Source organism: Candidatus Alistipes pullistercoris (assembly GCF_027665465.1).
GTDB classification, from domain to species: Bacteria; Bacteroidota; Bacteroidia; order Bacteroidales; family Rikenellaceae; genus Alistipes_A; species Alistipes_A hominis.
Genome location: NZ_JAQDED010000011.1, coordinates 24,577 through 38,952, shown reverse-complemented (window position 1 = coordinate 38,952; position 14,376 = coordinate 24,577). Strand labels below are relative to the sequence as shown.

14 protein-coding genes and 1 riboswitch are annotated in these 14,376 nt (G+C 56.7%); of the genes, 3 read left to right on the top strand and 11 right to left on the bottom strand.

Annotation, left to right across the window (positions count from 1 at the left end; all coding sequences use genetic code 11):
• Positions 1 to 32 precede the first annotated feature (32 nt).
• The 7 genes from PGR91_RS12265 to thiS all read right to left on the bottom strand — a co-directional run bounded on the left by PGR91_RS12265 (position 33) and on the right by thiS (position 4,891).
• Entirely contained in the window at positions 33 to 365 is a 333-nt protein-coding gene (locus PGR91_RS12265; RefSeq protein ID WP_101573487.1) for a hypothetical protein, read from the bottom strand.
• 244 nt (positions 366 to 609) lie between these two features.
• Positions 610 to 924 carry a MazG nucleotide pyrophosphohydrolase domain-containing protein gene (locus tag PGR91_RS12260; protein WP_055203169.1) on the bottom strand — a complete coding sequence of 105 codons (315 nt, stop codon included), beginning with the start codon at positions 922 to 924 and terminating at the stop codon, positions 610 to 612.
• 17 nt (positions 925 to 941) lie between these two features.
• The gene (dtd, locus tag PGR91_RS12255) at positions 942 to 1,394 is read right to left on the bottom strand and encodes a D-aminoacyl-tRNA deacylase (RefSeq protein ID WP_118657187.1); all 453 of its coding nucleotides are present in this window, start codon (positions 1,392 to 1,394) and stop codon (positions 942 to 944) included.
• 88 nt (positions 1,395 to 1,482) lie between these two features.
• Entirely contained in the window at positions 1,483 to 2,616 is a 1,134-nt protein-coding gene (thiH, locus tag PGR91_RS12250) for a 2-iminoacetate synthase ThiH (protein ID WP_101573482.1), read from the bottom strand.
• A complete protein-coding gene (locus tag PGR91_RS12245; protein ID WP_055203174.1) occupies positions 2,613 to 3,401 on the bottom strand; it encodes a thiazole synthase in 789 nt (262 codons plus the stop codon). Before PGR91_RS12245 ends, thiH begins: the two co-directional genes overlap by 4 nt.
• A gap of 49 nt (positions 3,402 to 3,450) precedes the next feature.
• A complete protein-coding gene (locus PGR91_RS12240) occupies positions 3,451 to 4,689 on the bottom strand; it encodes a thiamine phosphate synthase (protein WP_118657186.1) in 1,239 nt (412 codons plus the stop codon).
• A 4-nt stretch (positions 4,690 to 4,693) separates the two neighbouring features.
• A complete protein-coding gene (gene thiS / locus PGR91_RS12235) occupies positions 4,694 to 4,891 on the bottom strand; it encodes a sulfur carrier protein ThiS (RefSeq protein WP_055203176.1) in 198 nt (65 codons plus the stop codon).
• Positions 4,892 to 4,929: 38 nt separating this feature from the next.
• Positions 4,930 to 5,025, bottom strand: a riboswitch (TPP riboswitch).
• Between the two features lie 91 nt (positions 5,026 to 5,116).
• On the opposite strand from thiS, the gene PGR91_RS12230 reads away from it, so the two are divergent.
• Positions 5,117 to 6,139 carry an FAD:protein FMN transferase gene (locus PGR91_RS12230; RefSeq protein ID WP_118657185.1) on the top strand — a complete coding sequence of 341 codons (1,023 nt, stop codon included), beginning with the start codon at positions 5,117 to 5,119 and terminating at the stop codon, positions 6,137 to 6,139.
• A 33-nt stretch (positions 6,140 to 6,172) separates the two neighbouring features.
• Entirely contained in the window at positions 6,173 to 7,087 is a 915-nt protein-coding gene (locus PGR91_RS12225) for a YegS/Rv2252/BmrU family lipid kinase (RefSeq protein ID WP_055203180.1), read from the top strand.
• Here PGR91_RS12225 and PGR91_RS12220 read toward each other — a convergent pair.
• Positions 7,076 to 8,065, bottom strand: a complete 990-nt coding sequence (locus tag PGR91_RS12220; protein ID WP_055203182.1) for a hypothetical protein — start codon at positions 8,063 to 8,065, stop codon at positions 7,076 to 7,078. The genes PGR91_RS12225 and PGR91_RS12220 overlap by 12 nt on opposite strands.
• Positions 8,066 to 8,080: 15 nt before the next feature.
• On the bottom strand, positions 8,081 to 9,370 hold the full coding sequence (gene purD, locus PGR91_RS12215) for a phosphoribosylamine--glycine ligase (protein WP_101573475.1): 1,290 nt from the start codon (positions 9,368 to 9,370) through the stop codon (positions 8,081 to 8,083).
• Positions 9,371 to 9,890: 520 nt separating this feature from the next.
• Between purD and PGR91_RS12210 the strand changes: the two genes are divergently transcribed.
• Positions 9,891 to 10,892: a 2-hydroxyacid dehydrogenase gene (locus PGR91_RS12210; protein ID WP_118657184.1), complete on the top strand. Its 1,002-nt coding sequence runs from the start codon at positions 9,891 to 9,893 to the stop codon at positions 10,890 to 10,892.
• A gap of 214 nt (positions 10,893 to 11,106) precedes the next feature.
• Here the strand turns inward: PGR91_RS12210 and PGR91_RS12205 are convergent, their stop codons facing one another.
• Entirely contained in the window at positions 11,107 to 13,032 is a 1,926-nt protein-coding gene (locus tag PGR91_RS12205) for a glycoside hydrolase family 127 protein (protein WP_182424269.1), read from the bottom strand.
• Positions 13,033 to 13,136: 104 nt separating this feature from the next.
• Positions 13,137 to 14,162: a homoserine O-acetyltransferase family protein gene (locus PGR91_RS12200; RefSeq protein ID WP_101573471.1), complete on the bottom strand. Its 1,026-nt coding sequence runs from the start codon at positions 14,160 to 14,162 to the stop codon at positions 13,137 to 13,139.
• Positions 14,163 to 14,376 lie beyond the last annotated feature (214 nt).

Sequence of the window (14,376 nt, the reverse complement as noted above, 5' to 3'; positions counted from 1 at the left end):
GTTGAAAAAGCGCCAGATGTTGAATTTGGAACTTACTTCGACCGCGTCCAACGCCTAATCGGGCTGCATTCGAGCGTACATTCGGATTCGCCGGCCAATTCTTTTGTGTAGACCGCGAAAGCGGGCCGGGCTCCGACATAACTTGCCGGAATCGTATCGCCGATGTGCAATTTGCTATGGGGAATATTGAACGCGCCGTCCTGATCGGCGATCCCGCACACCCTGCCGTTGAGATAAATGTAGGCATAGCTGAGTTTCTTTTCTCCTGAAACGGCTTGAACCTGAAAGTTCTGTGCTTGCAGCGCGACCGTCCAGCCCAGTGCGACGAGCGATAGTATAAAGGCTTTCGTAATCAATATTTTCAAAGTACATGGCTGTGCGCTTCTCAAAGTTAAGAAAATATTGTTTTTAATACGAAGACTGTTCGTTTTTTGAAAATAGGGTGTGTATTGTTGAAATGTGATTGTTTGTCGCGGGGCTTGCCGGCCGGTGTACGGATGATGCTGTTTTGACCGGATATGCGGCGGATATTTAATAAAAGACTGTCGGAAAAACAGGCGGTTTCAAAATTGAGAAAGGAAGTTTCGCGCCGTTGCGTAACCGACGGATTTATTTTTTCTTCGGAGAGGACAGGTGGCTCTGCTGGTTGCTTTTACGTTCGAGGGCGTTGATCAGCGATACGGTCAGGTCGACGCCCGTCTGGTTGGCGACGTTCACCAACGCCCACAGGATATCGCCGATCTCGTCCGAAACCTCGTACCGGAAATTCGGCTCATTGGCGTGATCGTTGAAACGGCGCACCATCACGCGGGTCAGTTTGCCGATCTCTTCGGTCAGCAGCGCCATGTTGGTCAGTTCGTTGTTGCGGACGTTGTTTTTCGCCGTCCAGGTTTCGATCAGTTCCTGAGCCTCTTTGATAGTCATAGTTTTCGCGTATTAACTTATTCCCGGTTTTTGGAGTCGATCCAGATGGTTACCGGACCGTCGTTGACCAGTTCCACCTGCATATCGGCGCCGAAGACTCCCGTTTCGATCCGGTGTCCCATCGCCCGTTCGACCGATTCGACGAACCGTTCGTACAGCGGGATCGCCGTTTCGGGACGTGCAGCCCGTATGTACGACGGCCGGTTTCCTTTTTTGGTCTGTGCATACAGCGTAAACTGGCTGACGATCAGTATGTCGGCCCCGGTTGCCTCTGCCGACCGGTTCATCGCGCCGGATTCGTCGGCAAATATACGAAGTTTTGTCAATTTTCCGGTCAGCCATGCGATATCTTCGTCGTTGTCGGCCTCTTCGATGCCGACCAGGACGAGCAGCCCGTTGCCGATAGCGCAATGGGTTTGTTCCCCGATCGTTACCGAGGCGCGTCGTACTCGCTGGATCAGAATACGCATAATTTGTCGTTATTAAAAACAACCGGAAACAGGTAGGCCGGTTTGCCGAAGGCTCCCTGTTTCCGGCTGCGGTTTACGTTTTCGTGTCTTAAGCGGGAATATTGGCTTCCTGCATAAAGCCCGACCAGTCTTTCCATACCGGTTCGAACCCTTTGGCCCGGACCGCGTCGAACACCTCGGTCGGCGTGCGATCGTCGTTGATGGCCCACTGTTCGAGCTCCTGCGTCGGGTGCGCATAACCGCCCGGCGTGGTTTTCGAACCGGCGCTGATGACCGTCACGCCGAACGGCAGCACCGTGTCGCGGCAGGCGGCGCTTTCGCGCGTCGAGATCGACAGTTCGACGTCTTCGCTCAGCAACCGGTAGGCGCAGATCAGTTGCAGCAGGTTGCGTTCGGTGGTCGGGTGTTCGGGATTGAACCCGTCCTCGCCGAAATAAGGGCGCAGCCGCGGGAAGGCGATCGAGTATTTCTGCCTCCAGTAACGGTTTTCGAGGTAACGGACGTGCAATGCCGTGAAGAACGCTTCGGTGCGCCAGTCCTCGAGGCCGATCAGGTTGCCGACGCCGACCTTGTACACCCCGGCTTCGCACAACCGGTCGGGCGTTTCGAGCCGGTAGCGGTAGTCGGCTTTGCGGCCGCGCAGGTGGTAGACCGGATAGCGTTCGCGGTTGTAGGTCTCCTGATAGACGTAGACCGAATGCAGGCCGTGGTCCATCAGCATCCGGTATTCGTCCGTTTCGAGCGGCTGCACTTCGAGCGAGATCTGCTGGAAATACTGTTTGACGATCTCCATCGAATCGGCCATGTATTGTACGCTCGATGAGCGCGGCGCTTCGCCCGTCACCAGCAAGATGTGTTCGAACGGATCTTTTTTGATGGCCTGGCATTCGGCGTGGATTTCGTCCGGCGTGAGGATCGCGCGGTGGATCTTGTTCGTGCAGTTGAAACCGCAGTAAACGCAGTGGTTCTGGCAAATATTCGCGAGGTAGAGCGGGATGTACAGTTGCATCGTGTTGCCGAAACGGCGGCGAGTGATGCGGTAGCTTTTGGCGGCCATTTCGTTCAGGTACTTGTCCGCCGCGGGGGAAACGAGCGCCGCGAAGTCGTCCATCGACGGGCGGTCGTGACTCAGGGCGCGTTCTACGTCGGCCTCGGTCGAGGCGTAGATCTTACGCCGCGTGGTTTCCCAGTCGTACTGGAGAATGATGTCGTAATAACTCATTGTTGCAGACCTTTAATGCCTTCCAAAAACGGGTTTAACGGGCTGGTGGCCGATGCGGCGGTCGTTTGCGGCGCGAGCTGCGCCTCGTATGCCATGCGTCCGGCTTCGACGGCCATTTTGAAAGCGACGGCCATTTGTACCGGGTCCTGCGCTACGGCGATTGCGGTGTTGACCAGTACGGCCGACGCGCCCATCTCCATCGCTTCGGCGGCGTGCGACGGAGCGCCGATTCCGGCGTCGACGACGACCGGGACGTTGCTCTGTTCGATGATGATTCTCAGCAGGTCGCGGGTTTTCAGTCCCCGGTTCGATCCGATCGGGGCGCCCAGAGGCATGACGCAGGCCGTGCCTACCTCTTCGAGCCGTTTGCACAGTACCGGGTCGGCGTTGATGTACGGCATCACGATGAAGCCGTCTTTTACGAGCTGTTCGGCCGCGGCCAGCGTTTCGATCGGGTCGGGCAGCAGGTAGCGAGGATCGGGATGGATTTCGAGTTTGATCCAGTTCGTCCCGAGCGCTTCGCGCGCCATCTGCGCGGCGAAAACCGCTTCTTTGGCATTGCGTACCCCCGATGTGTTCGGCAGCAGGTTGACTCCCGGCAGGTGCAGGTGACTGAGCATGTCGTCCTGCGGGTTTTCGAGTTCTACTCGTTTCAGCGCGACGGTTACCAGTTCGCTGCCGCTGGCGGCGGTGGCTTTGCCCATCAGTTCCGCGGATGAAAACTTCCCGGTTCCGACGAAGAGCCGCGAGTGAAACGTTTTGTTTCCGATAATTAAATTTTCCATTGTTTTATAATAACGTATTGTTTTGTTATCTGTCGGCCCGGCCTGCGGTTCATGCGTTCCGGATTGCGTTCAGAAAATTCGCGGTCGTCGTGGCGGGCGAGTCCGCGCGGGCGATCGCTCCGCTGAGGGCGATCCCGTCGACCCCCGTCCGCATGATCTGCGGTATATCCGGCAGTTCGATGCCGCCGATCGCCACGACCGGCAGGGGGATATTTTCCGTCCGCATACGTCCGAGGATCGTGCGGTAACCCTCCGTGCCGAGCACCGGCGACAGGTTTTTCTTGGTTGTCGTGAAACGGAAGGGTCCCAGTCCGACGTAGTCGGTTTCGCCGTCGTTGCGCGCTGCGATCTGTTCGAAGGTGTTGGCCGTCGAACCGATAACCGCTCCGTCGCCGATAATCCGCCTCGCTTCGATGGGCGGCATATCGGCTTGACCGAGGTGCACGCCGTCGGCGCCGATCGCGACCGCCAGTTGCGGCGCATCGTTGACGACGAGCACGGCCCGGCGTTTCCGGCACAGGGCGAGCATCTCTTTGCCCCGGCAGACGATAACCTCTGCGGAGGCGTCTTTCATCCGCAGTTGGATCCAGCGTCCGCCCGCGTCGAGGAATTGCGCGGCGACGGAGAGGTCGCCGTCCGAGATCAGTTGTAGCGTTCCTCCGGCCGCTTTCCATTTGCGGTTTAGGATATGGTAATTTTTCAGGGTGCGTTCGGTATTGACAGCCTTTTCGTCCGCGCTCCATGCGGCCCCGAGTACGGCGGCCCCGTCGAATCCGATCCGCCTTACCCGTGCGATGTTCGCCGGACGGATCCCGCCGAGCGCGACGATCCTCCCTTTGCGGCGCCGTAACCGTTCGGCGGCTTCCGCCGGGTCAATCGCGCTGTGGTAGCCCGGCTTCGAGATCGAATCGAACAGCGGGCTCAGAAATACGTAGTCCGCGTCTGTCGCCGCGCGTTCCGCTTCCGTCCAGCCGTGCGCCGAACAGCTCCGCCGCAGCCCTTCGCCGGCTCCGGCAAGCAGTTCTTCGATGCGCAGGTGCACGCCTCCGAGCCCGTATTTGCGGGCCAGCGGTTCGTTGTAGTGAATCGTCAGCCGCGACATGTCCGCGCCGAGGGCCTGCAACGTTTTCAGCAACTCTTCGATTTCCGGTTCGGACGCCTCCGGCTTGCGGATATGGATGACGGAAACTCCTGCGCCGCACAGTGCGGCCAGCGTCTCCGCCTCGTTTTTCAGAATACGGGGCAGCGTGATCAGGATCGGAGATTCCGGGAAAATATCTGCAACCATTGTTCTATCCTCCCTGTGTGGCGCGGATCAGCGTGATTTCGGCCTGGTCGGCGACCGGCGTAGCATCCCACTCGTCGCGGCGGATTACGCGGAGCCCGATGGCGACGGCCAGCCCGGCGGTAGCGATCGACTGTTCTGCGATCAATTCCGAAAGGGTCGACGCCTGCGTCGGGGTTTTCACTCCGTTCAGAAATATTTCCATACGAAAAACGATTTGCAGAAAGAGAGGCGGCGAATGCGCTATCCTTTGGAAAAACTCCCTCCGACGGTATTAACCGTATCAGGTGTTGGGGTTTGATCTCAGCCGCCGGTTCTGCGGCACCCCCGTCTTCCTTCCTTGATTTGTCCTGCAAAGTAATAAAAAATAATTCGTATATTGTGGAAAATAAATAAATTTGTGCGATGTTCGAATGTTAAAACGCTGATAATGAAATTTAAAATTGGTTTGCTCGGGATTGTTGCGCTGGCTGTGGCCGCATGCGGCGGAGTGAAGAAAGACAATCAGGTAACCGTAATCGACGGTTTCGCACAGGGGGGAACTTATCATATCGTGATAAAAAGCGACCGGCCGGTAGATTTGAAAGGTCAGGTGGACAGTCTGTTGCGTGAGATCGACAATTCGATGTCGCTGTTCAATCCCGATTCGCGGCTCAGCCGCCTGAACCGCAACGAGACCGATTCGGTGGATGCGTTCATTGCGGATTGCATCGCCGAAGCCGAGCGGCTGAGCCGCGAGACGGACGGCGCATACGACATCACGGTCAAACCGCTTACGGCGGCTTACGGGTTTGCAGGCGATTCGGTCGTGCAGCAGCCGAACGTCGATTCGCTGTTGCGATTCGTCGGGTATCGGAAAATCGCGGTCGATGGCGGCCGGTTGCGGAAAGAAGATCCGCGGATGCAGCTCGACCTGAATTCGATTGCGCAAGGAGCGACTTCGGACTATATCGCCGCCTATTTCGACAGCCTCGGTCTGACGGATTATATCGTCGAAGTGGGGGGAGAGATTTTCTGTCGGGGGTCGAATGCCGAAGGGAAACCCTGGCGCGTCGGAATCGACCGTCCGGCCGAAGGGAACGTGCTGCCGGGGGCCGACCTGGAGACGGTGATCGGACTCAGCGGGCAGGGACTCGCCACTTCGGGCAATTACCGGAAATTCTATACCGACGACAAAGGCCGTAAGATCGTGCATACGATCAATGCCCGAACCGGCGAGCCGATCATCAGCAACCTGCTGTCGGTAACGGTCGTGGGGCCTACCGCGACGTTGGCCGACGCTTACGGCACGGTTTGTATGATCCTCGGCCTCGAAAAAAGCAAGGAGTTCCTGGCCGGGCATCCGGAGTTGCACGCTTACCTGATCTATTCGGACGACCGGGGAAACTATCAGACCTATCTTACTCCCGGAATGGAGGCGATGATCGCCCGGCAGGCGTCGACCCGGCAATGACGATATCATTATGGTTCAGAAACGTGAAAAAAGATGCAGAAAGTCAGATTCATTTATAATCCCAAGTCCGGAGAAACCGTGATTTCGGAGTGGCTCGACCACATCATCGAGATTTACCAGGGGCACGGTTATACGGTCGTGCCGTACCGGCTTTGTTTCGGGGATACCGAGGAGACCGACATGTTCGACGGGGTCGATCAGAGCTACCACCACGCGCTGATCGCCGGCGGCGACGGAACGGTCAATTACGTGGTGAACGTGATGAAGCGGCGCGGGCTCGACGTTCCGGTGGCGGTGCTTCCGACCGGGACGGCCAACGATTTCGCCCATGTGCTCGGAGTGCCGTCCGATCTGGCGAAAGCCTGTCGCCGGATCCTGAACGGGGAGATCAGAACCATGGATCTGGGGCGCGCCAACGACGAATACTTCGTCAACGTGTTTAGTTGTGGGCTGTTTACCGACGTTTCGCAGAAAACGCCGACGATCCTGAAAAACACGTTCGGGAAACTGGCCTACTATTTCGGCGGGCTGGGCGAACTGCCGAATTTCCGTAAAATGCATATTTCGATCGAGTCGGCGCACGGGAATTACGAAGGTTCTTCGCTGATCTTTTTCGTATTCAACGGACGCACCGCCGGGCAGATGCGTTTCGCTTACTTGTCCGAGCCGGACGACGGCCTGCTCGACGTGATCGTTATCAAGGGCGACAGCCCGATCGAGACGATCCGGACGATTTTTCATTTCATCAAGCGCAACAATGGCAGCTACCCTCCGGGCGTGGTGTATTTCAAGAGCGACGACGTGACGTTGTATTCGTACAGCGAGGAGTCGACCGACATCGACGGACAGCCCGGGCCGCGCTTCCCGGTGCATATTACCTGCGAGGCCGGGGCGCTGCGTGTGATATGTCCCGTTGCGGATCGCCGGAAAAAACGGTCAGGGAAGTAATGCCGGAGCGAGGTTGTAAAAAACGATGCTGCCGATCAGCGCGAAATAGATCAGGCCGGGAATCCAGCCCCGGTAGCGGATGAAATAGGGCGGGATGATGATTGCCAAAGGGACGGCGATCATCGGGAAATCCTGTACCGACCGGCCCGGAAAAGCGAACGGTACCGCCGAGAAGAGCAGAATCCACAGAAAGTAGATGTAGGATTTATAGGCCCGTGTGCGGATCGTGTCCGAGCGCCGGATAAACGAGATCAGCGAAAGCACGACGGTCGTCAGGCACATTCCCCAGAAGACCGGCAGTTCCGGATGGCGCAGGACGTCGGGGAAATCTCCGCCGGCAAGCAGGTTCCCGAGGTTCCCGGCGAGCAGGCCGGTTACGTGGCCGAATGGATACCCCATTCCCCAGTAGACGTACGAGCAGATCGCCCACGGCAACAAAAAGCCGACCCATGCCACGATCCATTCGCGGCCGCCTTTTTTGAACAGGATCAACGAAACGGGCAGCAGAAACGCATAAACGACGGCGTGCGACCAGACCAGGGGTGCAAGACCGGCCAGCAGCGCCGCATTGAATAGCTTTCCGTATTGGACGGCTCTCCGGAACGAACCCAACATCTGATCGAACGAGCAGACTGCCAGCAGCGAAACGGTTATGGCGCCGAGCGCCGAGCTGCCGAAACCGCAACCGGCAGCGACGAGCAGGTAGACGATGATCGGCATGTAGCTCCGGTCGGTCAGGATCATGTTGCGGGAGACGATCCGCAGCAACAGGATGCTGTTCAGGAAAAGCAGTACGGCAGCCAGCGTTTTCGCCGCAATCGGATATGTCGCGGAGAACCGGTTCAGCAACGATCCCAGCGGCATATCGGCGCCGCCCGCCGCTGTCGGTAGCAACTCCGACCGTCCCCAAAAAAGCCCCAGGAACAGTCCGAAGAACAGCAGCGTCCAACTCAGGTTCAGGCGGGTGATCTCTCCCATGGCCTTCCCCTGCCGTTACAGCAGGTCTTTTCCGATGTCCGTGCGGTAGTATTTCCCTTCGTAGCCGATTCCTTCGATCGTTTTGTAGGATTTGCCGACGGCGTCCGTAATGTTGTCGCCGAACGACGTGACGGCCAGCACGCGCCCGCCTGCCGTAAACGTTTTGCCGCCTTTGGCCGTGGTTCCCGCATGGAAGACGATGCTGTCTGCCGTGTTGCCGAGTCCTTTGATTTCCATGCCTTTGGCATAGTCGCCCGGGTAGCCGCCGGATACGCAGACCACTGTGGCGGCGGTCGCCGGGGTGATTTTCAGTTCGTATTGGTCGAGTCCGCCGTAAGCGATGCCCTGGAACAGTTCGACGATGTCCGATTCGATGCGCGGCAGCACCGCTTCGGTTTCGGGATCGCCCATGCGGACGTTGTATTCGATCACATAAGGATCGCCTTGCACGTTCATCAATCCGATGAAAATAAATCCTTTGTAGTCGATCTTATCGGCAGAGAGCCCTTTGACGGTCGGTTCGACGATGGTCGATACGACCTTGTCCATAAATTTTGCGTCGGCGAACGGAACCGGCGATACGGCCCCCATGCCGCCGGTGTTCGGGCCGGTGTCCCCGACGCCGATCCGCTTGTAATCTTTTGCGACGGGCAGCACGCTGAAATTCTTGCCGTCGGTGGCTACGAAAACCGAACATTCGATTCCCGACAGGAACTCTTCGATCACGACCGTGTCGCCGGCGTGCCCGAAACGCCCGTTGAGCATCGTATCCAGCTCGGCTTTCGCCGTTTCGAGCGAATCGACGATCAGCACTCCTTTTCCGGCGGCCAGTCCGTCGGCTTTCAGCACGTAAGGCGCTTTCAGCGTTTCGAGAAAGGCTTTGGCTTCGTCGGCGTTTTTCTTTGTGAAACTACGGTAGGCGGCCGTCGGAATACGGTGGCGGATCATGAAATCCTTGGCGAAATCCTTACTCCCTTCGAGCCGCGCCCCGACCGTCGACGGGCCGATCACGGGGATGTTGCTGATCTGATGGTCTTCCTTGAAAAAATCGTAAATCCCTTTTACCAGCGGTTCTTCCGGGCCGACGACGACCATGTTGATGTTGTTCGACAGCACGAACTGTTTGACGGCCGCGAAATTGACCGGATTGATGTCCACGTTCGTCCCGCATACGGCGGTGCCTGCGTTCCCCGGAGCGATATACAGCCGCGCCAGCCGCTTGCTTTGAGCGATTTTCCATGCAAAGGCATGTTCACGGCCCCCTGAGCCCAATAAAAGGATATTTACTGATTCGGGATATTTCATCGGTTTTATCGTTTTATGACTGTTTTTCGAATCCGGTTGCGGACCCGTCCGCTTCGGGATGCGTCTTTCGCCGGTTCCGGTCTTTTCAAAATGAATACAAAAGTAACCCTCTTCCCGGCAATTTCACCATATTTCCTGCCAAAAAAATAAACAAAATACTAAAAAACGGTCGAAACGTTTGATATTTTGTTTTTTGCGGCCCGTTTTTTCAAAAGGACATGCCGGCCGAAATCATTCGACGCAAGGGGCGGTAAGATCGTCTCCGCTTTTCACGGTTTTACTGATAAAGCCGACGGCAGACCGTGACGGATAGACCGTTTTACCAGCCGGTTTTATATTTCGAATCTGCTCCGTCGGCTTTCAGCCGTTGGATACATGGGGTAATTCTGCGGTATTGTGGAAAATGCGGTTAAATTTAAAGCGCTGCGCGGAAGATTTTCATGATATTTGTTATGATTCACCATAATCGTGAAAAGTAGAACGACTGTTTTGTCAAAACCGATACATTAAAAAAATACAAATGAAAATAACATTTTTCGGAACACAGCCTTACGACCGGGATTCGTTCGACCGGGCCAATGCCGCCTTCGGATTCGAGTTCAACTACCACCGGAGCCATTTGAATCTCAATAATGTGGCTCTGGCGCAGGATACCGACGTCGTGTGTATTTTCGTGAACGATACGGCCGATGCCGAAACCATCGGCCGGCTTGCCGCCATGGGAGTGAAGCTGATCGCATTGCGTTGCGCGGGTTTCAACAACGTGGATTTGAATGCCGCGGCAAGGCACCGCATTCCGGTGGTGCGCGTGCCGGCCTATTCGCCTTATGCCGTGGCCGAATATGCCGTAGCGTTGATGCTGGCGCTCAACCGCAAGATCCACCGCGCCTACTGGCGTACGCGCGACGGTAATTTCTCATTGCACGGCCTGTTGGGGTTCGATATGCACGGAAAAACGGCCGGAATCGTCGGAACGGGCCAAATAGCGAAGGTGTTGATCCGCATATTAAAGGGTTTCGGGTTGAATATACTGGCGTACGACCTTTATCCCGACCGGGAGTTCGCGGCGAACGAAGGAGTGGAGTACGTGCCGCTCGAACAGTTGTTCCGGCAATCGGACATCATTTCGCTGCATTGTCCCCTGACCGAGCAGACCCGGTATATGATCAATGAAAAAGCCATCGATCAGATGAAAGAAGGGATGATGCTCATTAATACGGGGCGGGGACAACTGATCCATACGGAGGCTTTGATCGAGGGGCTGAAAAAGAAAAAGATCGGTTCGGCCGGTCTCGACGTTTACGAGGAGGAAGCGGCTTACTTTTACGAGGATACTTCCGACCGGATCATGGGCGACGATATGCTGGCGCGCCTGTTGTCGTTCAACAATGTGATCGTGACCTCGCACCAGGGATTTTTCACCCGTGAGGCGCTGGATAACATTGCGCATACGACCCTGCAAAATGTCCGCGATTTCTCGGACGGGCGGAGACTGACGAACGAAGTGCGTCCGGGAGCATAGGCCTGACTGCCGCCCGGCGAAATTTCCGGATTGTCAGATTTCCGGAATGAATACGAATCAGGCGACGGAATTTCAGAGTTTCCCGTCGCCTGATTCGTTTCCGTATGTCGTCCGGACAGACTGGAGCGTCTTGCCGGGAGGATCGTGCGTTCGATTGGAAAACACATGAACGCGTTCGTCCGTGTATCTCCGCTTTTTGGATGAATCCGGCCGTCTATTCCGTTTTTACCGGCAGCCAGGTGCATATTTTGGCTCCCTCCCATCCGTTGACCGAGGCGTAGTCGGTCATCCGGATCTCGCCGTCGGCGGTCGGAACCGCAAACTCTATTCGTGTGGTCGGCAGGGTCGGGTTCACTTTTTTGATTTTGACGATTCCGTTTTCGTCGGCGATTATCCGTACCGGCTTGTCGTAATCGGGATCGATGTTCTGGTCGCGGGCCAGTACGATCGGGCCCCAGACGACCGCCTGGAAATTATCTCCTTTGCGGTTGCTGCCGTGCGGCGCGTCGATGACGCGGCAGGTCATGTCGAAAGCGACCTCGATGCGGTCGCCGGCCTGCCATTTGCGCGTCAATTCGGCGTAGGTGCCCGGCGCGACTTCCTGCGTCTTTCCGTTCACTTTGACGACGGTATTCGCGCTCCAGGAAGGAATGCGCAATTTTAGGGTGAATTCTTCTTTCTTTTCGGGCGTGACTTCGATGATCACGTTGCCGGTCAGCGGGAAATCCGTTTCGAGGGAGAGTTTCAGCGGGCGTTTACGGGGCGTCGTCATGTCGATTTCGCTCGCATTGTACAGATTGACGATCGGCCCCCGATCGTCTTCCATGACGGCTACGTACGGAATGTAGGCCAGTCCCATCGGACCGTTGAGGTTGCAACAGGTGACGTAAAAATCGCCGAAATGCCAGCCCCAGCCGTAATTGACGACCTTGTTGCCGTTCAGCAGATTCACGTAACTGAACCCGTCGCCCGAAGGTTTCATCGCCCCGAGCAGGCCGTTATAGACGTATTTTTCGATCTCGTCCACGGGCGAGGGATCGCCGGTCAGGCGCATGATCTGGGAGCAGAATTTCAGCCAGGTTACCCCCACGCAGGTCTCCATCATGCGGGTGATGTCGGGGTTGGTTTGTTCGAAAGCGGTGTTGCCCCACGCCTCCCCGGCGACGTAGGGGTGGTAGGGCTGATCGGCCCCGGCGTTGCCGATGATGGTGAGTTCGTTTTTCCGGATGTTGTCGTACAGGTTCATGAATGCTTGTTTGCAGCGCTCGTCGCCCGTTGCCCGGTAGTATTCTACGACCCCTTCGAACATCGACATCATTTCGTACGCCTTGGGGTAATGGCCGCTCATCTTGTAAGGGAGAGTGTTGTCGCAGGCTTGCTGGATCAGATCGAAATGCTTGGTTCCGCCCGATTCGACGATGTACGAGGCGAAGTCCAGGTACCGTTGCTCGCCGGTCCAGTTGTACAGCCGCATGAAGGGTTCCAGCAGCGTGCTGGATTCGATGTGGCACGCTTCGTGGCCGATGTTGGTGGCGCTCCAGCCCAGATCGACGATTTCCGTCTTGGGCGCATGTCCTATTTGCGCGATGAGGCAGTCGGCGTGTTTTTTCAACGCCTCCAGTACGGCGGGGTTCTGTTCGACCCAGCGATAGTATTCATCCAGTCCGAGCATGACGTACTTGCGCTCCCACAGGTCGCCGTTCTCCCCGCCGGGCTGCTGCTCTTCGGGCGTACAGCTGATACTGCCGTTGGGATTCTGTACCGAAAGCAGGTCTTCGACCGTCGCCTTCAGGATGCTTTTGAGTTCCGGGTCCTGGGTGTATCGGTAAAACATGCAGCCCGAGCGCACCGCTTTGCCCCACATTTCGCCGAGGGCGAATTGGGGCGCAGCCTGGGAACGGAAAAATTCCACGAATTCGCGGTAGGGCAGTTCGCCTTTGTTCCAATGTTCGATCGAGTTCCGGATGTCGTTTTCGAGAAAATTGGTCAGCCGGACGGCGCCTGCCGGAAGCGGCGCGAACCGGTCCGTAACGGTTTGCGCCGATACGAAAAGTCCCGTTCCCAGTAGTACGGAGAGGGTGCAGATGCCTGTTTTCGCAATGCGGCGGGCCGGAATCCGGCAAAAAGTAGAAAGTTTCATATCAGTTTGGTTAAATATTTTAGGTATTCCGATTTGATCCGGGTTGCGGCAATATCGAAAAAAAAATGCCGAAAAGCAACATTCCCGGTGAAAATAACGGGATGTTACCGGGCCGTCGGCGTACCGATGAACGGTTTGAGCAGCGCGTTCAGCTTGTCGTATTCGACCAGGAACCCGTCGTGGCCGAACGGCGAGTCGATCAGCCGTAGCTGGCATTGCGGGATGTGACGGTACAGGAAGACCTGTTCCGAGACGGGAAAGATCATGTCCGACGAAATTCCCACGACCATCGTCGGGCTCGCGACCGATCCGAGCGCGCTTTCGATGCCGCCGCGGTAGCGTCCGACGTTGTGCGAGTCGAAAGCCTGCGTCAGGCGGTAGTAGGAGTAGGCGTCGAAACGGCGGCACAGTTTGTCACCCTGGTATTGCTGGTAGGTCGTCGCCCGGAATCCGGCTATTTTGTACAGGTTGTCGTTTTCCTGCTGCGTGGCGTTGTAAGCCGACGAACCGCGGTAGCTGAGCAGACCGATCGACCGGGAAACCCGCATACCCTTTTTCCCGGCTTCAGGGTCTTCCTGTCCGAAACTGGCGTCCGTTTCGATGGCCATGCGCTGCGATTCGTTGAAAGCGATGGCCCACGGCTGGCTGCGGGCCGCCGTTGCGATCAATACCAGTTTTCGGGCGAAGTTCGGTCGCGTCAGCGCCATTTCGAGGGCCTGGAATCCGCCGATCGAACTGCCGACGACGGCGTGAGCCGATGCGATGCCGAGGTGGTCGGCCAGCAGAAAATGGGCGTTGACCATGTCGCGTACCGTGATGAAGGGGAATGTGCCGTAGTACGGCTTCCCGGTCGCGGGATCGATGCTCAACGGACCGGTCGATCCGTAATGCGAGCCGATGATGTTCGCGCAGACGATGAAATAACGCTTCGGGTCGAGAAACCGGCCCTGTTCGACCGTATGCGGCCACCAGTCGGCTACGTCCGAGTTGGCTGTCAGCGCGTGGCAGACCCAGACCGCGTTGTTCCCTTTGAACGTTCCGAACGTGTGGTAGGCGATGGTCAGCTCGGGAAGCTTCTCTCCGTTTTCGAGCGCGAAAGGTTGGTCGTATTTGAAGTAGCGTACCGGCATCTGTCGTCGGGTTTAGTTTTCTGAATAAAATCGAATATTCTGCAAATTTACTTGATTTTCCATGAGATTCATGTGCGCCCGCGAAAAAAATCGCCTAAAAAGTAATTTTATACATTTTTGTCCGGGTTGTTTGGTATGTCGATATTCTGAATCGGATACAGTGCCCGGGAAGCGGATTTTGGAAGACGGGAGAAACCGAAAAGCCGGCGAAAAT